The sequence below is a fragment of the Streptomyces doebereineriae genome (assembly GCF_031845645.1).
Taxonomy (GTDB): domain Bacteria; phylum Actinomycetota; class Actinomycetes; order Streptomycetales; family Streptomycetaceae; genus Streptomyces; species Streptomyces canus.
In genome coordinates, this window is record NZ_JAVREZ010000006.1 from 232,977 (window position 1) to 252,552 (window position 19,576).

General features: G+C 72.3%; 21 protein-coding genes. 4 read left to right on the forward strand and 17 right to left on the reverse strand.

Annotated elements, in window-relative coordinates:
* Positions 1–59: 59 nt before the first annotated feature.
* Complete coding sequence (locus tag RNB18_RS19725) at positions 60–722, reverse strand: helix-turn-helix transcriptional regulator (RefSeq protein WP_057611178.1); 663 nt, start codon at positions 720–722, stop codon at positions 60–62.
* Between the two features lie 211 nt (positions 723–933).
* A complete protein-coding gene (locus tag RNB18_RS19730) occupies positions 934–1,602 on the reverse strand; it encodes a DUF3000 domain-containing protein (protein ID WP_311715388.1) in 669 nt (222 codons plus the stop codon).
* Positions 1,603–1,718: 116 nt separating this feature from the next.
* Between RNB18_RS19730 and hemE the strand changes: the two genes are divergently transcribed.
* Entirely contained in the window at positions 1,719–2,774 is a 1,056-nt protein-coding gene (gene hemE / locus RNB18_RS19735) for a uroporphyrinogen decarboxylase (protein WP_311715389.1), read from the forward strand.
* A gap of 1 nt (position 2,775) precedes the next feature.
* Here the strand turns inward: hemE and RNB18_RS19740 are convergent, their stop codons facing one another.
* The gene (locus tag RNB18_RS19740) at positions 2,776–3,603 is read right to left on the reverse strand and encodes a rhomboid family intramembrane serine protease (protein WP_311715390.1); all 828 of its coding nucleotides are present in this window, start codon (positions 3,601–3,603) and stop codon (positions 2,776–2,778) included.
* 136 nt (positions 3,604–3,739) lie between these two features.
* On the opposite strand from RNB18_RS19740, the gene RNB18_RS19745 reads away from it, so the two are divergent.
* Entirely contained in the window at positions 3,740–4,066 is a 327-nt protein-coding gene (locus RNB18_RS19745) for a hypothetical protein (RefSeq protein ID WP_311715391.1), read from the forward strand.
* 3 nt (positions 4,067–4,069) lie between these two features.
* On the opposite strand, the gene RNB18_RS19750 is transcribed toward RNB18_RS19745, so the two are convergent.
* Positions 4,070–5,464, reverse strand: a complete 1,395-nt coding sequence (locus RNB18_RS19750; RefSeq protein ID WP_311715392.1) for an FAD-dependent oxidoreductase — start codon at positions 5,462–5,464, stop codon at positions 4,070–4,072.
* Positions 5,465–5,491: 27 nt separating this feature from the next.
* On the reverse strand, positions 5,492–6,478 hold the full coding sequence (locus RNB18_RS19755) for a DUF4349 domain-containing protein (RefSeq protein ID WP_311715393.1): 987 nt from the start codon (positions 6,476–6,478) through the stop codon (positions 5,492–5,494).
* A gap of 159 nt (positions 6,479–6,637) precedes the next feature.
* Here RNB18_RS19755 and hemG point away from each other — a divergent pair, with 159 nt between their 5' ends.
* Positions 6,638–8,077 (forward strand): protoporphyrinogen oxidase, encoded by a 1,440-nt coding sequence (hemG, locus tag RNB18_RS19760; RefSeq protein ID WP_311715394.1) that lies wholly within the window; start codon positions 6,638–6,640, stop codon positions 8,075–8,077.
* Positions 8,078–8,082: 5 nt separating this feature from the next.
* Entirely contained in the window at positions 8,083–8,814 is a 732-nt protein-coding gene (hemQ, locus tag RNB18_RS19765) for a hydrogen peroxide-dependent heme synthase (RefSeq protein ID WP_311715395.1), read from the forward strand.
* Here hemQ and RNB18_RS19770 read toward each other — a convergent pair whose 3' ends face one another.
* The 12 genes from RNB18_RS19770 to RNB18_RS19825 all read right to left on the reverse strand — a co-directional run bounded on the left by RNB18_RS19770 (position 8,815) and on the right by RNB18_RS19825 (position 19,569).
* A complete protein-coding gene (locus RNB18_RS19770) occupies positions 8,815–10,449 on the reverse strand; it encodes an alpha/beta hydrolase (protein WP_311715396.1) in 1,635 nt (544 codons plus the stop codon).
* A 116-nt stretch (positions 10,450–10,565) separates the two neighbouring features.
* Positions 10,566–11,408 (reverse strand): TIGR04222 domain-containing membrane protein, encoded by an 843-nt coding sequence (locus RNB18_RS19775; RefSeq protein ID WP_311715397.1) that lies wholly within the window; start codon positions 11,406–11,408, stop codon positions 10,566–10,568.
* Positions 11,409–11,507: 99 nt separating this feature from the next.
* The gene (locus RNB18_RS19780; protein ID WP_311715398.1) at positions 11,508–12,296 is read right to left on the reverse strand and encodes a DUF4142 domain-containing protein; all 789 of its coding nucleotides are present in this window, start codon (positions 12,294–12,296) and stop codon (positions 11,508–11,510) included.
* A gap of 268 nt (positions 12,297–12,564) precedes the next feature.
* Positions 12,565–13,869: a DUF692 domain-containing protein gene (locus tag RNB18_RS19785; protein ID WP_311715399.1), complete on the reverse strand. Its 1,305-nt coding sequence runs from the start codon at positions 13,867–13,869 to the stop codon at positions 12,565–12,567.
* Positions 13,870–14,325: 456 nt separating this feature from the next.
* Complete coding sequence (locus tag RNB18_RS19790; protein WP_311715400.1) at positions 14,326–14,511, reverse strand: hypothetical protein; 186 nt, start codon at positions 14,509–14,511, stop codon at positions 14,326–14,328.
* Positions 14,512–14,553: 42 nt separating this feature from the next.
* Positions 14,554–15,159 carry a TIGR03086 family metal-binding protein gene (locus tag RNB18_RS19795; protein WP_311715401.1) on the reverse strand — a complete coding sequence of 202 codons (606 nt, stop codon included), beginning with the start codon at positions 15,157–15,159 and terminating at the stop codon, positions 14,554–14,556.
* A complete protein-coding gene (locus RNB18_RS19800; RefSeq protein WP_311715402.1) occupies positions 15,159–15,566 on the reverse strand; it encodes a hypothetical protein in 408 nt (135 codons plus the stop codon). Before RNB18_RS19800 ends, RNB18_RS19795 begins: the two co-directional genes overlap by 1 nt.
* An 82-nt stretch (positions 15,567–15,648) precedes the next feature.
* On the reverse strand, positions 15,649–16,251 hold the full coding sequence (locus RNB18_RS19805; protein WP_311715403.1) for a TetR/AcrR family transcriptional regulator: 603 nt from the start codon (positions 16,249–16,251) through the stop codon (positions 15,649–15,651).
* A complete protein-coding gene (locus tag RNB18_RS19810) occupies positions 16,248–16,964 on the reverse strand; it encodes a peptidyl-tRNA hydrolase (protein WP_311715404.1) in 717 nt (238 codons plus the stop codon). Before RNB18_RS19810 ends, RNB18_RS19805 begins: the two co-directional genes overlap by 4 nt.
* 16 nt (positions 16,965–16,980) lie before the next feature.
* A complete protein-coding gene (locus RNB18_RS19815; protein ID WP_311715405.1) occupies positions 16,981–17,160 on the reverse strand; it encodes a hypothetical protein in 180 nt (59 codons plus the stop codon).
* A 9-nt stretch (positions 17,161–17,169) separates the two neighbouring features.
* Positions 17,170–17,991: a polysaccharide deacetylase family protein gene (locus RNB18_RS19820; protein ID WP_311715406.1), complete on the reverse strand. Its 822-nt coding sequence runs from the start codon at positions 17,989–17,991 to the stop codon at positions 17,170–17,172.
* Positions 17,992–18,051: 60 nt separating this feature from the next.
* The gene (locus RNB18_RS19825) at positions 18,052–19,569 is read right to left on the reverse strand and encodes an FAD-dependent oxidoreductase (protein ID WP_311715407.1); all 1,518 of its coding nucleotides are present in this window, start codon (positions 19,567–19,569) and stop codon (positions 18,052–18,054) included.
* Positions 19,570–19,576: the final 7 nt, after the last annotated feature.

Sequence of the window (19,576 nt, forward strand, 5' to 3'; positions counted from 1 at the left end):
CCAGTCAGCCCGGTGAAAGCTCTGGTTCACGTCCGTGAACAGCGAGGCTCGAAAGGGCCTCAGTGGATGATGCCGGTACGGAGAGCCACCGCCACCATGCCGGCCCGGTCTCCCGTGCCGAGCTTGCGGGCGATCCGGGCGAGGTGGCTCTTGACGGTCAGTGCGGACAGGCCCATCGAGACACCGATCGCCTTGTTCGACTGCCCTTCGGCGACCAGCCGCAGTACTTCGACCTCGCGGCCGGAGAGCTCGCGGTAGCCACCCGGGTGACTCGGGGCACCCGGGGGGCGGCGGTGCATACGGGCGGCGGCGGAGCCGATGGGGGCGGCGCCAGGCCGGGTGGGGAGCCCGACGTTGGTGCGGGTGCCGGTGACGACGTAGCCCTTGACGCCGCCCGCGAGGGCGTTGCGCACGGCGCCGATGTCGTCGGCCGCGGAGAGGGCGAGGCCGTTGGGCCAGCCCGCGGCGCGGGTCTCGGACAGCAGGGTGAGGCCGGAGCCGTCGGGAAGGTGGACTTCGGCGACGCAGATGTCTCTGGGGCTGCCGATTCGGGGACGGGCCTCCGCCACGGACGAGGCTTCAATGACATCGCGCACACCGAGCGCCCAGAGATGACGGGTGACGGTGGATCTGACACGCGGGTCGGCCACGACCACCATGGCGGTGGGCTTGTTCGGGCGGTAGGCGACCAGGCTTGCGGGCTGCTCGAGGAGAACGGACACCGGGCCTCCTGGGGTGCGGGACGGCTTGGAAGGTCACAGACGTCTTCGGCACCGAACCCGGCGTCCTTTAGAGAATGATCACGATCTAGTGAGTAACAATTAGTGCAATTCGGACGTACGGTCGATCGTTCGGTGAACATATCGGTTCGTTCGATGGCTCACTCCTGACTGAAAGTGGCCGTATCGACAAATTGATGCTCCGTGTGGGTGGTCAGCGCGCCTGAGGGTCCCGCCGCTGTGGCAACGTCACGATCGACGCGTCACCCGGACCGGCCGGCGGCAGACCCGCGACCTGGGCCAGCAGGTCGCACCAGGAGGCGAGGTGCCCCGCCGTGTCCGGCACCCCGCCCAGGCCCTCACGGGGCGTCCAGGAGGCCCGGATCTCGATCTGCGAGGTCGCGGGGCGCTCGGACAGACCGCCGAAGTAGTGCGAGCTCGCGCGCGTGACGGTGCCGCTCGGTTCGCCGTACGACAGCCCGCGCCCCGAGAGCGCGCCCGTCAGCCACGACCAGCACACCTCGGGCAGCAGCGGGTCGGCGGCCATCTCCGCCTCCAGCTCCGCGCGCACGAGCGTCACCAGCCGGAAGGTGCCCCGCCAGGCGTCGTGTCCGGCGGGGTCGTGCAGCAGCACGAGCCGCCCGTCGGCGAGGTCCTGGTCGCCGTCGACGACGGTGGCCTCCAGCGCGTACGCGTGCGGGGCGAGCCGCTGTGGGGCCCGCGTCGTCTCGATCTCGATCTGCGGCCGCAGCCGACTGCCGCGCAAGGCCTGAACCGCGGCCTGGAAAGCCGGCGGAGCACCGCCGCCGCCATCCCGGTCCCCTTCCTTCGCGTCGTCCATCCCACCAGCGCCGTCCGACAGTCGTCCTTGAGCCGCAGCCATGCGGGAAGGTTAAAGGGAAGGGCGGCGTGGTGCCGCCCTAGACACCCGGACTTGGCTCCATGCCCACACAGACACCGCGCACTCGGCACTCAGCGCACCGTGCGAGACTTTCCGACGTGAGTGCACCTGAGACGCCGCCGTCAGCCGCCTACGACTCCGCCTTCCTCAAGGCGTGCCGCCGTGAACCCGTCCCGCATACCCCCGTGTGGTTCATGCGGCAGGCCGGGCGCTCGCTGCCGGAGTACCGCAAGGTCCGTGAGGGCATCCCGATGCTCGAGTCCTGCATGCGGCCCGAGCTGGTCACCGAGATCACCCTCCAGCCGGTCCGCCGCCACAACGTGGACGCGGCGATCTACTACAGCGACATCGTCGTCCCGCTGAAGGCCATCGGCGTCGACCTCGACATCAGGCCCGGCGTCGGCCCGGTCGTCGAGAAGCCGATCCGCACCCGCGCCGACCTGGCTCAACTGCGTGACCTCACCCCCGAGGACGTCTCATACGTCACCGAGGCCATCGGCCTGCTGACCCGCGAGCTCGGCCCGACCCCCCTCATCGGTTTCGCGGGCGCACCTTTCACCCTCGCGAGTTACCTCGTCGAGGGCGGCCCGTCCCGCACGTACGAGAACGCCAAGGCGATGATGTACGGCGACCCCCAGCTGTGGGCCGACCTGCTCGACCGCCTCGCCGAGATCACCGCCGTCTTCCTGAAGGTCCAGATCGAGGCCGGCGCCTCCGCGGTCCAGCTCTTCGACTCGTGGGCCGGCGCCCTCGCCCCCGTCGACTACCGCCGCTCGGTCCTGCCCGCCTCGGCGAAGGTCTTCAAGGCGGTCGAGGGGTACGGCGTCCCCCGCATCCACTTCGGCGTCGGCTGCGGCGAACTGCTGAAGCTCATGGGCGAGGCCGGCGCGGACGTCGTCGGCGTCGACTGGCGCGTCCCGCTCGACGAGGCCGCCCGCCGTGTCGGCCCCGGCAAGGCGCTCCAGGGCAACCTCGACCCGACGGTCCTGTTCGCCTCCACGGATGCGGTCGAGGCCAAGACCCGCGAGGTCCTGGACTCGGCCGAGGGCCTGGAGGGCCACGTCTTCAACCTCGGCCACGGTGTCATGCCGTCCACCGACCCGGACGCCCTGACCCGCCTCGTGGAGTACGTCCACACGCAGACCGCCCGCTGACTCACCAGGTGTGCCGGGGCCGCGCCTTCCTGCCGAACAGCAGGCCGCGCGGTTCCGGCGGTGGGGGAGTGCCCGGCTTGAGCGGCCAGGCCAGCAGCATCCCGGCGAGGAAGCCCACGACGTGCGCCGCGTACGCCACCGTGCCGGCGGCGGAGACGCCCTCGCCGGAGGAGTACACCGCCTGCAGCACGAACCAGAAGCCCAGCACCAGCCAGGCCGGCAGTCTGAGCGGCAGGAAGACCAGGAAGGGCACCAGGACCCACACCCTGGCCTTCGGGTACAGCACCAGATAGGCGCCGAGGACCCCGGCGATGGCCCCCGACGCACCGATCAGCGGGTCGCCCGAGTCGTCGTTGAGGAGCGCGAAGCCGTACGACGCCGCGTAGCCGCAGACGACGTAGAACAGCGCGAAGCGCACATGCCCCATACGGTCCTCGACGTTGTTGCCGAAGATCAGCAGGAACAGCATGTTGCCCAGCAGGTGCAGCCAGCCGCCGTGCAGGAACATCGCCGTGAGGACCGACAGCGGCGGGGACTTGTCGTAGTCCGGCGGGGCCACCACACAGCCCGCCGAGCCCTGCGCGCTCGTGCCGACGTCGCCCGTGGGGACCAGCTGCGGCATCTGATGGTGGATCAACTCCTGTGGAACCGCCGCGTAGTGGTCCAGAAACGCCTGGAGATGGCACAGCTGGGCCAGGCTGCTGTCGCCCGCCACGGAGCCGGACAGGCCGGGCGTGAAAAGGAACACGAGGACGTTCGCGGCGATGAGCGCGTACGTCACCACGGGGGTGCGGCGCACAGGGTTCACGTCATGGACGGGGATGACCACAAGGAAGTAGTGCCCGCGATGGGCCCCGCGAATCGGTGGCGCATCGGTGAACACCCGCGCGCACGCGTGCGTATGTCTCCTCAACCGCCCGCGGCACGGGGAAGGCGGGCCGCGGGGACTACGTGAGGAACCACCGATGAACGACCGAATTACTCCTCCGATGCACGCTCTTCCCGACGGCGAGGCCGAGATCTCCCTGGTGCTGCGGCTGCCGTGGGAGGACGTGGCCAGGCTCGGTCAGGAGGCCGGGCGGCTGGCCTCGCAGATGCAGCGGCCGGTGACGCTCGACGAGGCGGTGAGCAACCGGCTCAGGACCACGCGGCCCGCCTCGCACGCCAAACCGGCGGGTGAGCAGCCGGCCGCGATGCCCTCCAACACCAGCGCCTCCGTCTCGGCGCTGCCGCCCAGGCCGCCGGCCGACCAGGCCCGCCAGGCCATCGAACGGATCAACGGAACGGCGTAGCCGTCAGGAGGCCCGCACCTTCGCGGCGGCCTTCCTGGCCGCCACCAGCACCGGATCCCACACCGGGCTGAACGGCGGCGCGTACCCCAGGTCCAGGGCCGTCATCTGCTCCACCGTCATCCCCGCCGTCAGGGCCACCGCGGCGATGTCGACCCTCTTGCCCGCGCCCTCTCTCCCGACGATCTGCACGCCGAGCAGCCGCCCCGTGCGGCGCTCGGCGAGCATCTTCACCGTCATGGGGGAGGCGCCCGGGTAGTACCCGGCCCGGCTGGTGGACTCGATCGTGACCGACACGAACTGCAGGCCCACCCGACGCGCGTCCTTCTCGCGCAGGCCGGTGCGGGCGATCTCCAGGTCGCAGACCTTGCTGACGGCCGTGCCGACGACCCCGGGGAAGGTGGCGTAGCCGCCGCCGACGCCCGTGCCGATGACCTGGCCGTGCTTGTTGGCGTGGGTGCCCAGCGCGATGTGCCGCTCCTGCCCCGAGACCAGGTCGAGAACCTCGACGCAGTCGCCGCCCGCCCAGATGTTCTCGTGGCCGCGCACCCGCATCGCGAGGTCCGTAAGGAGACCGCCGTGGCTGCCCAGCGGCAGACCGGCCGCCTTCGCGAGCGTCGTCTCCGGGCGTACGCCGATGCCGAGCACCACCACGTCCGCCGGGTACTCGGCGTTCTCCGTGGCCACCGCCCGCACCCGGCCGTCCTCGCCCGTGAGCACCTTGGTCACCGCGGCGTCGTCGACCATGGTGATGCCCAGACCCTCCATGGCCTCGTGCACCAGCCGGCCCATGTCCGGGTCGAGCGTCGACATGGGCTCGCTGCCCCGGTTGACCACCGTCACCTCGTAGCCGCGGTTGATCAGTGCCTCGGCCATCTCCACACCGATGTACCCGGCGCCCACCACCACCGCCGTGCGGCCACGCGTGTGTGCCAGCGTGTCGATGAGCGCCTGGCCGTCGTCGAGCGTCTGCACGCCGTGCACACCGGGGGCGTCGGCTCCCGGCATGTCCGGGCGGATCGGGCGGGCGCCGGTCGCGATCACGAGTTTGTCGTACGACGTCCAGGACTCGGCCCCCGACTCGAGGTCACGCGCGCGTACCCGCTGTCGGTCGACGTCGATCTCCATGACCTCGGTGCGGATGCGCAGATCGATGTCACGGGCCCGGTGCTCCTCGGGCGTACGGGCGATCAACTGGTCCGGCCCGGTGACCTCCCCGCCCACCCAGTACGGGATGCCGCAGGCCGAGTAGGAGGTGAAGTGGCCCCGCTCGAACGCCACGATCTCCAGTTCGTCGGGGCCCTTCAACCGGCGTGCCTGTGACGCCGCGGACATCCCCGCGGCGTCGCCGCCGATCACGACCAGACGTTCCCTCGTGTCCCGCGTACGGCTCATGTTCATGCGAACACGCTACGAGGGCGCGGCATTTCAGTCCTGCTCGCCCCGCTCCTGTTCCCGTCCCGGTTCCGGGACCGGACGTGCCATGGGCAGCGGGCCCAGAGCGGTCGAGGCGGCCGCCGACGCGGTCCGGCGAGGCAGCCGGGGCCGGATCAGCCGCAGCCACACCAGCACGATCAGTGCGATCCCCGCCAGGAACGGCAGCACTGCCGCCACCGCCACCACGACCCAGCGCAGCATGGTCACAAACGCGTCCCAGCCGCCCGCGAGCGCGTCGACGACGCCGGGGTCGTCGTCCTTCTCGGCCTTGACGACGGGTGACTCGGACAGGGACAGAGTGATGGTGGCCAGGCTCGTGCGGTCCTTCAGGGAGGCCTGGCGGGCGAGCAGCGACTCCAGGTCGGCCTGACGGGTGCTCAGTTCACCCTCCAGGGTCACCACGTCGCTCAGCTTGGTCGCCTTGTCCATCAGCTCCCGGATCCGCGCCACACTCGCGCGCTGCGTCGCGATCCGGCTCTCCACGTCGACGACCTGGTCGGTGACGTCCTGCGCGTTCGCCGTGCGCTCCAGGAGCTTGCCCGCGCCCTCCAGATCGGCGAGGACCTCGTCGTACTTCTCGACGGGTATCCGCAGCACCACCTCCGTCTGCTCCCGGCCCTCCTCGTCGCGCGAGGTGGACTCCTTGCCGACGAATCCGCCCGCGTTCTCGGTGGTGGTGCGAGCCGCGGCGAGCGCCTTCGGCACGTTCTTGACCTGCACGGTCAGCGTGGCGGTGCGGATGATGTGGTTCGCGGCGGGAGCGGGCGCCTGGGAGGCCTGTTTGCCGCCCGCGCCGTCGGCGTCGCCGGCCGCGCCCTCCGCCTGACTCTGCGCCGCCTTGTCGTCGGACAGGGCGCTGCCGCCGTCGCTGCTGTCGGCGCCTGCGCTGCACCCGGTCAGGGCGAGGCCCGCGGCGAGCAGGAGGCCGGCCAGGGCCCGGGCGGGCCGTACGGAACGTCGTGATCGTGATGTGCGCATGCGGGCGTCCCCCCGAGGGTCGTGAACAACTGACGCTCCTTCGACGCCGGAGTGGGCGCGAACGTTGGACTTCGGTGGTTCCGATGCGGTCACGGTCGGGACTCGTGAAGGACACCGGGCCGCCGTCGGACTGTCGGTGGGGTCTGAGAGGCTGGGGCCATGAGCGGATCACGGGTCGTCGTCATCGGGGCCGGCATCGCGGGGCTGGCCGCGGCGCACCGGCTGTCGCAGCGCGGTGCGCGCGTCACCGTGCTGGAGGCGTCCGACCGGGTGGGCGGCAAGCTGCTGCCCGGCGACATCGCGGGCGCGCGCGTCGACCTCGGCGCCGAGTCCATGCTGGCCCGCAGGCCGGAGGCGGTGGCTCTCGCGCGCGAGGTGGGCCTCGCCGACCGCCTCCAGCCGCCCGGCACCGCGACCGCCTCGATCTGGACCCGCGGCGCGCTGCGCCCCATGCCCAGGGGCCACGTCATGGGCGTCCCCGGCACCGCCGAGGCCCTGGCCGGAGTGCTGTCCGAGGAGGGCCTCGCCCGCATCGACCAGGACGCGGAGCTCCCCCGCACGGAGGTCGGCGACGACGTGGCGGTCGGTGCGTACGTGGCGGCGCGCCTGGGCCGCGAGGTCGTCGACCGCCTCATCGAACCCCTCCTCGGCGGGGTCTACGCGGGCGACGCGTACCGCATCTCGATGCGCTCGGCGGTCCCGCAGCTCTTCCAGGTCGCCCGGACCCACACCTCGCTCACCGAGGGCGTCCGCGAGATCCAGGCGAGGATGGCGGCCAACCAGCAGACCGGGCCCGTGTTCATGGGCATCGAGGGCGGCGTGGGCACCCTCCCGCTCGCCGTCGCCGACTCGGTCCGCGCGCGCGGCGGCGAGATCGTCACCGGCGCCCCGGTGACCGAGCTGCGCCGCGAGCCGTCCGGTGGCTGGAGGGTCGTGGCCGCGGACCGCGTCCTGCACGCCGACGCCGTGATCGTCGCCGCCCCCGCCCCGGCCGCCGCCGGCCTCCTGCGCGCCGAGGCACCCGAGGCCGCCACCCAGCTCGACACCGTGGAGTACGCCTCCATGGCCCTGGTCACCCTCGCCTACCGCCGCTCCGACACCGCCCTGCCCGCGGGCAGCGGATTCCTGGTCCCGCCGGTCGACGGCCGCACCATCAAGGCGTCCACCTTCGCCTCCCAGAAGTGGGGCTGGATCGCCGACGAGAACCCGGACGTCGTGGTGCTGCGCACCTCCGTCGGCCGCTATGGCGAGACGAAGATCCTCGAGCGCGACGACACCGCCCTGGTGGACGTCTCCCGCCATGACCTGCGCGAGGCCACCGGGCTGGCCGCCACCCCCCTCGAAACCCGCGTCACCCGCTGGACCGAAGGCCTGCCCCAGTACCCCGTCGGCCACCACGCGCGCGTGGCCCGCATCCGCGAGCACGTCGCCAAGCTTCCCGGCCTCGCGGTGTGCGGCGCGCAGTACGACGGCGTCGGCATCCCGGCCTGCATCGCGAGCGCCTACGCGGCGGTGGACCAGATCCAGGGCGACCTGACCGCCGTACGGGAGCTCACCGCCAACCCGGTGCAGAGTCTGCACGGCGGAGCGGGAGAATAGGGCCCATGAGCAACGACGCCCCCACCCCCGAGTCCGGCAGGGTCCCGAACAAGGGCAAGCTGGCCAAGGACCTCAACGAGGTCATCCGTTACACGCTCTGGTCCGTCTTCAAGCTGAAGGACGTGCTCCCCGAGGACCGCACAGGTTACGCCGACGAGGTCCAGGAGCTGTTCGACCAGCTCGCCGCCAAGGACGTCACGATCCGCGGCACCTACGACGTGTCCGGGCTGCGCGCCGACGCCGACGTCATGATCTGGTGGCACGCGGAGACCAGCGACCAGCTCCAGGAGGCGTACAACCTCTTCCGCCGCACCAGGCTGGGCCGCGCGCTGGAGCCGGTCTGGTCGAACATGGCGCTGCACCGCCCCGCCGAGTTCAACCGCTCGCACATCCCGGCGTTCCTGGCGGACGAGAACGCCCGCGACTACGTGAGTGTCTACCCGTTCGTGCGGTCGTACGACTGGTACCTCCTCCCCGACGAGGACCGCCGCCGCATGCTCGCCGACCACGGCAAGATGGCCCGCGGCTACCCGGACGTCCGCGCCAACACGGTCGCCTCCTTCTCCCTCGGCGACTACGAGTGGATCCTGGCGTTCGAGGCCGACGAGCTCTACCGCATCGTCGACCTCATGCGCCACCTGCGCGCCTCCGAGGCGAGGATGCACGTCCGCGAGGAGGTCCCGTTCTACACGGGCCGCCGCAAGGAGATCGGTGAGCTCGTGTCCGGCCTCGCCTGATCAGCGAGCGGGTCCGACGGCCGCCTTCCGAGAGCTGCCCTTCGTCTTCGTCTTCGTCTTCGGCTTCGGCGTGGGCTCGGGGTGCGGGGCGCATGCGGCGCGCCGCACCGGGAGGCGGCCCTCCAGCAGGTAGGCGTCCAGGTATCCGTTGACGCAGGGGTTCGGGCCGCCCGCGATGCCGTGCGTGCCCGCGTCCCGCTCGGTCACAAGTACCGAGCCGGACAGTCGCCGGTGCAGCTCCAGGGCGCCGGCGTACGGAGCCGCCGCGTCCCTCTCGGCCGCCAGGATCAGCGTCGGCGGCAGCTCACCGGGCCCGGTCCGCACATCGAGGACCCGCTGCCGCGGCGCGAGCCAGTACGCGCAGGGCAGGTTCATCCACACGTTGTCCCACGTCTCGAACGGCGCCACCCGCGCCAGCCGTGTGTTGTCCCGGTCCCACACCTTCCAGTCCGTCGGCCAGGGCGCGTCGTTGCACTCGACGGCCGTATAGACGGCGTTGGAGTTCTCCGCCTCCTTCGCCGCCTCCTGATGCGGCCCGGCCTGCTGGATCAGCGGCCCCGGATCACCCTTGAGATACGCCGACAGGGCCTGCGCCCGATGCGGCCAGAAGTCGTCGTAGTACCCGGCCGACAGGAACGCCCCCCGCAGCTCCCCGGGCCCGACCTTCCCCCCGGCCGGCTCGGCGGCCAGCCGGGCCGCCGCCTTCTCGTAGCTGCGCAGCACCTCCTCGGCCGTGTTCCCGAGCCCGTACACGTCGTCGTGGCCGGCGATCCACTCCCGGAAGTCCGCCCAGCGTTCCTCGAACGCGGCCGACTGGTCCAGGTTGTTGCGGTACCAGACCTGCTCCGGGTCCGGGTTCACCGCCGCGTCGAAGACCATCCGCCGTACATGCGAGGGGAACAGCGCCGCGTACAGCGCGCCGAAGTAGGTCCCGTACGAGGCCCCCACGAACGTCAGCTTCCGCTCGCCCAGCGCGGCCCGCAGCACGTCCAGGTCCCGGGCGTTGTTCAGGGAGGTGTAGTAGCGGAGAGCCGCGCCCGCCCGCTTCGCACACCCGCGCGCGTACGCCTTCGCCTGCGCGATGCGTTCCTTCTTGTACGACAGCGAGGGGTGCACCGGTGTCTGCGTGGGCGCCTTGAGGTACTGCTTCGGGTCCGTGCAGGACAGCGGCGCCGAACGCCCCACCCCGCGCGGTGCGTAGCCCACGAGGTCGTACGCCGCCGCGAGCCCCTTCCACTCGGGGAGCGCGCCGACCAGCGGGAAGTACATGCCGGAGCCGCCGGGACCGCCGGGGTTGTAGACCAGGGCGCCCTGCCGGGGCACCCTGCGCTTGCTGTTGTGCGGGTCCTTGTGGGTGGCCCGCACCCGGCTGACGGTCAGTTTGATCTGTCGGCCGTCGGGGCGCGCGTAGTCGAGCGGGACGGACACCGTGCCGCACCGGACATCGTCGGGCAGGTCCTCCACCGCGGGGCAGGCGCCGAAGCGGACTCCCGCCGTCCCGGCGCGCGCGGCGGCGATTGCGGTGCCGTGGAGTTCCGCCGCGCCCGGGGCGGCCGGAGCGCCCCCGGCCGGTGCGGCGGCGAGCGTGGTCAGAAGCAATGACCCGGCGGCCGTGTAGAGGGCGGGGGCTCTCATCGGTATCCCTTCGGTGCGCGGCAGCGACAAAAAGGATGTTTCGTTCGACCGTGAGGGAAGGCAAGCACCGCCCCGCCGGTGTCGGCCCCAATGCCTCCGTGCGCCCCCGGGTGAGCTCAGTCGCGCCCGTGCGGCCGGCGGTGCTCCTCGCCGTGTCCGCCGGGCCGTTCTCCTCGCCGCTCCTCACGAGGACGTCCGCGGTGCTGCTCACGGTGGGCGAAGGCCGCACGCAGATCCGGTTCGCCGACCGCGCTGATGCCGCGTACGGCGACGGAGGTGAGATACGTCCGCTCGTCCGTGCCGCCGGTGCGCCGGGTCAGGGCGCCGAGCAGTCGCTGGCCGGCCGGGGACGCCCAGCGTGAGTACGGATGGACCTCCATCCGCGCGACGGCCAGACAGCTCAGGGACAGTGCGAGCGGCAGCGCGAACCAGAGGGCGACCAGGTGCCGCGGCATCTCCGACGGTGCGGGCACGAGCAGGGCGATCGCGCCCAGCGCGACGACGGCCACCGAGGCCAGCCGCACCTGGCGGACCGCCGCCGCGATGCCGGACCGGGCGCCGTCGGGCACGGCGAGGCCCGCGTCCACGAGCCGGTCGGCGATGCTGCGCACCGCGTCCGCCGAGGCCGCGTCCGCGCGCACCGGCGCGATCCGGGACTGCCCCTCGGGGCCGATGGCCCCGATGACCGTCCGCTCCATCTCGTCCCGTCCCCGCGGATCGACGACGGTCGCCCAGCCGGTGTGGGCCAGCAGCAGCCGTCGCTGCCGGGCCATGGAGACGAGCGTCAGATCGGCGACCCGCCGCGGGCCGCCCGACAGGAACGCGGCCTCGTACAGCGTCAGATCGTGTCTCCGGGCATCCGCGTCGGCGGCCGCCGCGTGTACGGCGGCCAGGCACAGCCGCGTACACGCGGTGCCGGCGGCGGCCCAGGCCAGCAGCAGTAGGAGAACCCAGAACATGCCGCGTTTCTATGCCAAGGCTCCCGGCGGCGCCATGGGCTGTTCACAATCCGGACGGAGTGTTGTCGGTGTGTGACGTTCCGTTTGTCCGGAAGCGGACTACGACGGGACGGGGACCGGGGGCGGGCTGGAGGCGGCCGGGGGCAGAGTGAAGGTCGTGGCGTACGGCGACGGGGTGACCGGAACGACCGCGCCCGGGTCGGTCGTCGGGCCGGGCGGGGCCGGGGAGTTGGAGATCGGGGGCGTGCTGCCGGTGGCCATGTCCCGGGCCAGGGCGCCGAAGTCGACGTACCCGGTGGCCTCCAGGATCTTGATGTGGTCCAGCACGGTGGTGTTGGCGTCGTCGGCCAGCGCGCGGACCAGGGAGTTCTGGGTGCTCGCGCGAACCTCCGCGACAACCGAGAACACCCTGCCGTGTGCGAGACGCAGGATGTTGGCGAACTGGCGGTCGTAGTCGACGCCCTGGGCCTGGTTCAGGGTGTCGAGCCACTGTTTCTGCTGATCGCTGGGCTCGTTGGGCAGGGCGAGTCCGAGCTTCGACGCCACGTCACGCACGCGTGCGTCGAGGAACGTGTGCCCCTCGACCAGGTGCTGCCCCGCCGTCCGTACGGCCTGCGTCGTACCCTTCTGCTCCGCCTGCTGACCCGCGGGCAGCTCCCACAGCCCCGCCAGCCGCACCTTCGTGACGAACTCCCGGTCCAGTGCCGAGAGCGGCCCGTACGGCGTTGTCACGGTCCCGGCGTTGAGCACGCTCAGTCCCGTGCCGGAGCGGTCGGCATAGGACCAGATCGGGATGAGCAGGGCCACGAGGGTCGCCGTCAGCCCGGCGATGATGACCCCGGTGCCGGAGAAGATGCCTCGCCCCTTGACGGGCGGTAGCGGTCGCATGGTGCCTCCTGTTGCGGCACCGCACGCTAGTGGGATTCAGGTGCGGGATTGACATATTACTGCCGAGTCCGTGGAGGTTGTGTGTCGACTGCGGGCCGGTGGGGGGCCCGCGGCGGGGCCGCACATCGATGCAGCCCCGCGCCCTGGGGTGGGGTGCGCTCTTGGGCGGGGTGCAGTCGCTGTCGGCCGCCAGGCCCGCGCAACCCGCAGCCGGCAGCGGCATCCCGCCGACGCGGGTGAGCGACACCCACCCCGGGCACCCGCACCCTCAGTGCCGCAGCAACACCCTCCGCGTGGCCCGAGCCAGCCGCACCGCCGGCCTCCGGGACCTCGGCGTGGGCCCCGACCGCTCCAGCCACCACTCCCGCAGTTCCCGTCGCGCCCTCGCGTCCGCCAACTTCCCGCTCAGCAGAAGCTGTTCGGCGAAGCTCAGCGCGTCCCGCCGATACCCGTCCGTCATCGGCGCCCCCTGCGCATACGCCAGGAACGCCGGCCGATAGCCCGCCCCGAGGATCACCGGCAGTTCGGGCGCGACCTTCGCCACCACATCCGCCCGCTTCCCCGCGAGCGCCCGCGCCTGCACTCCGAGCCGCACCCGGTCGAACCCCTCCGGCACCGGAGTCCCCGCCACGAGCGCGGACAGCAGCGCGGTCTGGGCGAGGGCGAGCCGCTGGCGGGCGGGGTCGGTCGAGACGCTCGAGGGCTCCACGGGGGCGGCAGCGCGCCACGCACCGTCGGCCCGTGCGCCGCCGCCCTTCTCCACCGCCTCCCGGATGGCACCCAACTCCCGCTCCAGCTCTCCCGGTTCGGGGAAGTTCTCGTCCCGCTCCAGAAGCACCCCCGGCGGCGAGATGCGGGACGCGAGGTCGGTGAGGATGTCGAGAACGGGCCGCGGCACCGGGTGGGCGTGGCTGTCGTGCCACACCCCGTCCCGCTCGAACCCGCCCGCGACATGGACGTACGCGATGGCCTCCAGAGGAAGCCCGGCGAGTGCCTCGGCCGGGTCCTCGCCGCGGTTGACGTGGTTGGTGTGCAGGTTGGCCACGTCGATCAGCAGCCGTACCCCTGTCCGGTCCGCGAGGTCGTACAGGAACTGCCCCTCGGTCATCTCCTCGCCCGGCCACGAGATCAGCGCGGCGATGTTCTCCACGGCGAGCGGCACCGGCAGCGCGTCCTGCGCGATGCGGATGTTCTCGCAGAGGACGTCCAGGGCGTCCCGGGTGCGCGGGACGGGCAGCAGGTGCCCGGCCTCCAGGCGTGGGGAGGCGGTCAGCGGGCCGCCCGCGCGGACGAACGCGATGTGCTCGGTGACCAGCGGCGAGCCCAGCGCCTCGGCCCGCTCGGCGAGAGCGAGGAGCCGTCCCGCGTCGGGCCGGTCGGCGCCGCCGAGGCCGAGCGAGACGCCGTGCGGCACCACGGTCACCCCGCGCTCGCGCAGCCGCCGCAGCGACTCGGGGAGGTGCCCGGGGCACAGGTTCTCGGCCACGGCCTCGACCCAGTCGATGCCCGGCATGCGCTCCACCGCGTCCGCGATCTCCGGCCGCCATCCGATACCCGTCCCCAGTCGCTCCATGGTCCGTCCCCTCCTCGGCCTCTCCCGCATCCGCTCCGGTCGCCGTCCGCTCGGCGTGACGGAGGTATGGCCCCGGGCCCCGGGCCCGAACCGTGCCCGGGGGACCTTCAGAGCAACATTTGAGGTTCGGCCCCGGCACGACCGCCGACGTAACCTGCCGCTTCCGCCCCAGCAGTCGCAGCGTCTCCTCCGCGACCTTCAGCGCGGTCACGGCCAAGGCCGCGGGTGGCCGTCTGGTCCGGGGCCACGCCTGCGGGTCCCAGCCCGGCAGCTGCGGCGTCTCCTCCAGCGGCCGGGCTTTGTCCGCGCCTTCAGCGCGGGCGTGAACCCCGGCCCATGGACGGCGAAGTCACCTGCCGGTTCCGGGCGGCCACGTCTGCGGGTCCTGGCCAGCAGTCGCAGTTGCTCCTCCACGACCTTCAGCGCGGGCGCGAACCCGGCCCACGTCCGACGACATCACCAGCCGGTCCCGGCCCACGCCTGCGGGTCCCAGCCCGGCAGCTGCGGCGTCTCCTCCAGCGGCCGGGCCCCCTCGGCGACTTTTAGCGCGGGCGTGAACCCCGGCCCATGGACGGCGTCGTCACCTGCCGGTTCCGGGCCGCGTCTGCGGGTCCTGGCCAGCAGTCGCAGTTGCTCCTCCACGACCTTCAGCGCGGGCGCGAACCCGGCCCACGTCCGACGACATCACCAGCCGGTCCGGGCCCACGCCTGCGGGTCCCGGCCCAGCAGTCGCAGGGTGTCCTCCAGCGGCCCGGCCCCGTCCGCCACCTTCAGCGCGGGCGCGAACGCGAAGCCCGGGCCGCGGACGGTGGGGTCCGTCGGGACGCGTCGGGCCACGGCCAGGGCCGCGGTGAGCACCTCGTCCGTCAGGTGGAGTCGCACACCGAGCGTGGCCGCGACGTCCCACGCGTGCACCACGTAGTCGACGAAGTGAAAGGCGATCGCCGTGCGGCCGGGAAACCCTCCGCCCAGCTCCGGCAGCACGAACTCCCGCTCGAGAACGCCCGGTTCGGCGAACGCTCCGAGCACCGCGTCCGCAGCCGCCCGATGCGCATGAGCGGGCTTGCCCGCCTTCTCCTGCTCCCGCCAGTAACCCGGGTCGCCGCCCTCGCCCCGGGCGGCGGCCGCGAACCCGTGGTGCTGGGCGGTCATGTGCGCCACCAGCCGCCGCAGGTTCCACCCCGCGCAGGGGGTCTCCCGCTCCCAGACCCCGTCGTCGCCGTCCGGGGCCGACTCCACGGCCCGCGAAGCCTCCTGTACGGCGATCCGGTCCAGCTCGACGACATCCATCAGCGCTCCTCGGTGATCAGGTCCAGGGCGTACGCCCACACGGCATCGGGGTCGAACTCCTCGAACTCCCGCCGGACCGACCGCAGTTCACCGCGTCCGCGATGCGCACGCACGATCCGCATGTGGTCGGGGCGCCCGGTGAACTCCTTCAGCCCTCGTTCGTCGGCCCACACGGACACGGACCCGGAGCGTCGGCGGAGAGGATCCGCGAACAGCCACATCCCCACCGCGCCGGGTGTCGACGGCCAGGTGCGGCGCAACCGCATCCCGGCCAGCGCGACGGCGACGGACTGCCCGTAGCCGTGGGCGGTGAAGTCGGTGACACCGACGAGCACGAAGTCGTCGAGCGGAATGGCGGGACCGGACTTCCAGCGGGAACGAAGGATGCGTCGTCGAGGAGTACCCATGCCCCGACCCTAAAACTAAACGAACGATCGTGCTACTAGTTTTCGGGCCTCGAATCCCGGAGATCCCGGAGTGCTTCAGGCGTCAGGTTCGCAGCCGTGACGCGATGCCCCGCCGGGCCCTGGCGTAGGGCGTGGCCTCACGGTGCAGCAGCGACATCGCGTTCGCCGTCTCCATCAACGCCACGACCTCGAAGGCGAGTTGCGCCGGATCGGTGTCCGCGCTCAGCTCACCCGCGGCCCGCGCCCGCTCGGCGCACCTCTCCAACTCGGCGAGCCAGACACGCTGGGCCTCGACGAGCGCGTCGTGGACCGGCCCCTCGCGGGCGTCGAACTCGGCCATCACGCCGTAGAAGAAACAACCGCCGGGGAAGACCCGCTGCTCCGAATAACGGAGCCAGCCCTCGCACAGCCCCCGCAGCCGTTCGACCCCCTCGGCCGCCTCGGAGACCGGCTCCAGCACCTCGGCGACGAAGATCCGCGAGGCCGCTCGCACGGTCGCCAGCTGCAGCTCCTGCTTGGATCCGAACAGGGCGAACACCCCGCTCTTGCTCAGCTCCAGCTCCCCGGCCAGCCGCCCCACGGACAAGGCCTCCAGCCCCTCGACCGAGGCGATGTCGACGGCCCGCCGCAGCACTGTCCGCCGGGTGCGGTTGCCCCGCTCGACGCGTCCGTCGACCCGGGTCACCGCAGCGCCGGATGGTCCGCGACGACCGTGCAGGAGCCCGGTGCGATCTCGGTGAAACCGGCGTCGCGGACCAACGGCAGTCCGCCGGAGGTGAGTTCACCCCACCGCGCGGGGTCCGCGGCCCGTACGGCGAGCGGGAACCCGGCGTCCCGCCAGGCGGCCCGCTCCTCGTCCGACAGTTCCCACCAGGCCAGTTGGGCGCCGTGACCGGCCTGGGCCATCGCCTTGCCGGCCGACATGTCGAGGTCCGGATTGAGCCACAGCACGGGCGCCGTCCCGTCCGCGGCCACCGGCGGTTCGGGGTCGTCGAGGTCGGTGCCGGAGACCTGGAGCCTGGCCAGATCCTTCGGCCAGCCGTCGAGCGGCACCGGCGGGAACACCCGTACCTCCGCCGACTTCCCCGTCACGGTGATCCCGGGCAACCCCTCGGCCCGCCGCCACTCGGCGCCCCGCGCCCGCCGTACGACCTTCCTGATCCGGGCGTCCTGCCAGTCCCGCACGGCCTCGGCCCACTCCCCGTCACCGACGGAACGCTCGTCGCTGAGCATGACGAGAACGGCGCGGGCGGCGGTCTCGAGAGCGTCGGTGCGAGCAGGCGGAGCCGTCTTCTCGATACGCACGACCAGGGGCAGCACGAACTGGGGTGCCTGGTCGCGTGCGGTCGGCTCGGAGCGGAAGGGGCTGTCGGTCGAGGGGGTCACGTCGTGGCTCACCCGGACAACCTTAAGGTCACCCGGAGCAGGCCGTCCGCTGAGCCTCCTGCCACTCGCAGACCGGGCACAGGGTGATCCCCTTGTACGACTCCGGATACTCCGTCGGCTTCCGGCACAGCACGCACTCCGCAAACGGCGGCCCGTCGGCGACCGGAGGCTTCGGCACGTTGCCGATCGTGCAGTAGTCCTCGCTCATACCTCCAGCCTAGGACCCGATCAGCTCCGACACCTTCACGAACCGGAACCCCCGCTCACGCAGCTGTGGCACGACCGTCCGCACCACCCGCTCCGTCGTCGGCGCGGCACTGCGCGTGCAGTGCATGACCACGACCGATCCCGGCCGCACCCCCTCCAGCACCTGTCGGGTCACCGCCTCCGCGTCCGTCGCGAACGCGTCCCCGCTCACCACGTCCCACTGGACGGCGGTCACACCGACCGGGGTCAGCGCCTTCAGTGCCCGCCGGTCGTAGCACCCGCCGGGAAAACGGAAGTACGGCCGCGCATCCGGCACCCCCGCCCTCCGGAACGCCGCGTACGCCCGCTCCACATCCGCCCGCATCCGGTCACCGGAGACCGTCGGCAGCCCGTAACAGTCGCCGGTGAAGGCGTAGTGGCTGTAGGAGTGGTTGGCGACCTCGAAGAGCGGGTCCCGCCCGAGGGAACGGGCCTGCTCCGGATACTGCTCGGCCCACCGTCCGGTCATGAACACGGTGGTCGGCACCTTCAGTGCCCGCAGGGCCGCGATCAGCCCAGGATTGTCGAAGTGCTCGCCTGCTGCCGCCCGCGCCCCCTGGTCCGCCGTCATGTCGGCGTCGAAGGTGAGCGCGACGGTCCTGCCGTGGGTACGGGACCCGTTCTTGAAGACGGGCGTCAGACCGCCGGGGCCGGGGGCGAGAGTCGGGGGCGCGGAAGGAGCGGTGGTGGTCGCGGAGGGGGCCGGGCGGACGGGCTGCGGGGTGGCGGCGCAGGAGGCGAGGGCGGCGCTGAGGACGCAGGCGGCGGTGACTCGTCGTACAAGAGTGATCACCGTACGAAAATAGGGTGAACTGTACTATTTCCCTCTCACCCCGGCCGCAACGTCACCCGCTCAGATGTCCCGCCGTTCCAGCGGCTTGGTCGCCGGGCCCTGGATCACCTTGCCGTTCGTGTCGAAGCGGGAGCCGTGGCAGGGGCATTCCCAGGCGTCCTCGGCACCGTTGAAGGAGACCAGGCAGCCGAGGTGGGTGCAGCGCGGGGAGACGGCGTGCAGGGCGCCTTCGTCGTCCCGGTACACCGCGAGACGGTCGCCGTTCACCCGGACGACCGCGCCCTCGCCGGGCGGGAGGGACTCCAGCGGGGGTGAGGGACGCAGCCGGTCGCCGACGAAGTGGCCGGCCACCTTTGCCTGGGTCTTGAGGAAGGACGGGGCCTCGCGGACCGCCGAGCGCAGGCGGCGCGGGTCGTACAGGTCGCTCCACGCGCACTTCTCGCCGGTGATCTGGGCCGTGAGCAGGGTTCCCGCCATGATTCCGCCGCTCAGGCCCCAGCCGCCGAAGCCGGTGGCGACGTAGGTGTGCCTGGCACCCGGGTGCAGGGGGCCGACGAGCGGCACGGTGTCCGTGGGGTCGTTGTCCTGGGTGGCCCAGGCGTGGGTGAGGTCCACGTCGGGGAAGTGCCGGGAAGCCCAGGCACCCAGGTGGTCGAAACGGCTCCGGGTGTCGCCAGTGCCGGGCGTGAAGTGCTCCCCGGTGACGATGAGCAGGCGCCGGTCGGCGTCCCAGGGAGCCGTACGGACCGAGCGGGTGCCCTCCTCCGGCGTGATGTACATGCCGTCCGGATCCCGTTCCCGGTCGATCGTCCCGGCGACGACCAGCTCGCGGCGCGGGGAGAGCCGGGTGAACAGGAGGGCACGGTCGAAGATCGGGTAATGGGTGGCGACCACGACGTCCCGGGCCGTCACCGTCGCCCGCGTGTCGGTCGTCAGGCGGCACGGCTCGCCCTCTTCGAGGCCCAGGACGGCCGTGTGCTCGTGGACCGCCGCGCCGGAGGCGACGAGGTCCTCGGCCAGGGCCAGCAGGTACTTGCGCGGATGGAACTGCGCCTGCCCGGTCACCCGCACCGCGCCCGCCACGGGGAACGGCAGCCCGGTCTCCGTCACGAACGAAGCGGGCAGCCCCGCCTCCCGCGCGGCCGCCGCCTCGGCCCGCAGCTCGTCGACGCGGCTCGCGTCAGTGACGTAGGTGTAGGCACTGCGCTGCTCCCAGTCGCAGTCGACGCCCAGTTCGTCCGCGATCCCGGCGGCCCGCTCGATCGCCTCGCTCTGCGAGCGGGCGTACAGCCGGGCGCCCTCGGGGCCGCGGGTGCGGCGCAGCTTGTCGTAGATCAGTGTGTGCAGGGCGGTCAGCTTGGCGGTGGTGTGCCCGGTGACCCCCGCGGCCACCTGCCCGGCCTCCAGGACCGCCACTCGGCGCCCGGCCCGCGTCAGTTCCCATGCCGTGCTCAGCCCGGCGATGCCGGCGCCGATCACGGCTACGTCGACGTCGAGGTCCTCGGTCAGCGGCGGCCGGGGCCCACCGGGTGCCGTCTCCAGCCAGTACGAGCCCTTGACGTGCCGGTTCTCGGTCATGCGCCCC

Coding starts and splice junctions, on each gene's coding strand:
- RNB18_RS19730 (WP_311715388.1), bottom strand. CDS start 1,602: ATGGCTGCGGCTCAAGGACGACTGTCGGACGGCGCTGGTGGGATGGAC.
- RNB18_RS19745 (WP_311715391.1), top strand. CDS start 3,740: ATGAACGACCGAATTACTCCTCCGATGCACGCTCTTCCCGACGGCGAG.
- RNB18_RS19750 (WP_311715392.1), bottom strand. CDS start 5,464: ATGAACATGAGCCGTACGCGGGACACGAGGGAACGTCTGGTCGTGATC.
- RNB18_RS19755 (WP_311715393.1), bottom strand. CDS start 6,478: ATGCGCACATCACGATCACGACGTTCCGTACGGCCCGCCCGGGCCCTG.
- hemG (WP_311715394.1), top strand. CDS start 6,638: ATGAGCGGATCACGGGTCGTCGTCATCGGGGCCGGCATCGCGGGGCTG.
- hemQ (WP_311715395.1), top strand. CDS start 8,083: ATGAGCAACGACGCCCCCACCCCCGAGTCCGGCAGGGTCCCGAACAAG.
- RNB18_RS19770 (WP_311715396.1), bottom strand. CDS start 10,449: ATGAGAGCCCCCGCCCTCTACACGGCCGCCGGGTCATTGCTTCTGACC.
- RNB18_RS19775 (WP_311715397.1), bottom strand. CDS start 11,408: ATGTTCTGGGTTCTCCTACTGCTGCTGGCCTGGGCCGCCGCCGGCACC.
- RNB18_RS19780 (WP_311715398.1), bottom strand. CDS start 12,296: ATGCGACCGCTACCGCCCGTCAAGGGGCGAGGCATCTTCTCCGGCACC.
- RNB18_RS19785 (WP_311715399.1), bottom strand. CDS start 13,869: ATGGAGCGACTGGGGACGGGTATCGGATGGCGGCCGGAGATCGCGGAC.
- RNB18_RS19795 (WP_311715401.1), bottom strand. CDS start 15,159: ATGGATGTCGTCGAGCTGGACCGGATCGCCGTACAGGAGGCTTCGCGG.
- RNB18_RS19800 (WP_311715402.1), bottom strand. CDS start 15,566: ATGGGTACTCCTCGACGACGCATCCTTCGTTCCCGCTGGAAGTCCGGT.
- RNB18_RS19815 (WP_311715405.1), bottom strand. CDS start 17,160: ATGAGCGAGGACTACTGCACGATCGGCAACGTGCCGAAGCCTCCGGTC.
- RNB18_RS19825 (WP_311715407.1), bottom strand. CDS start 19,569: ATGACCGAGAACCGGCACGTCAAGGGCTCGTACTGGCTGGAGACGGCA.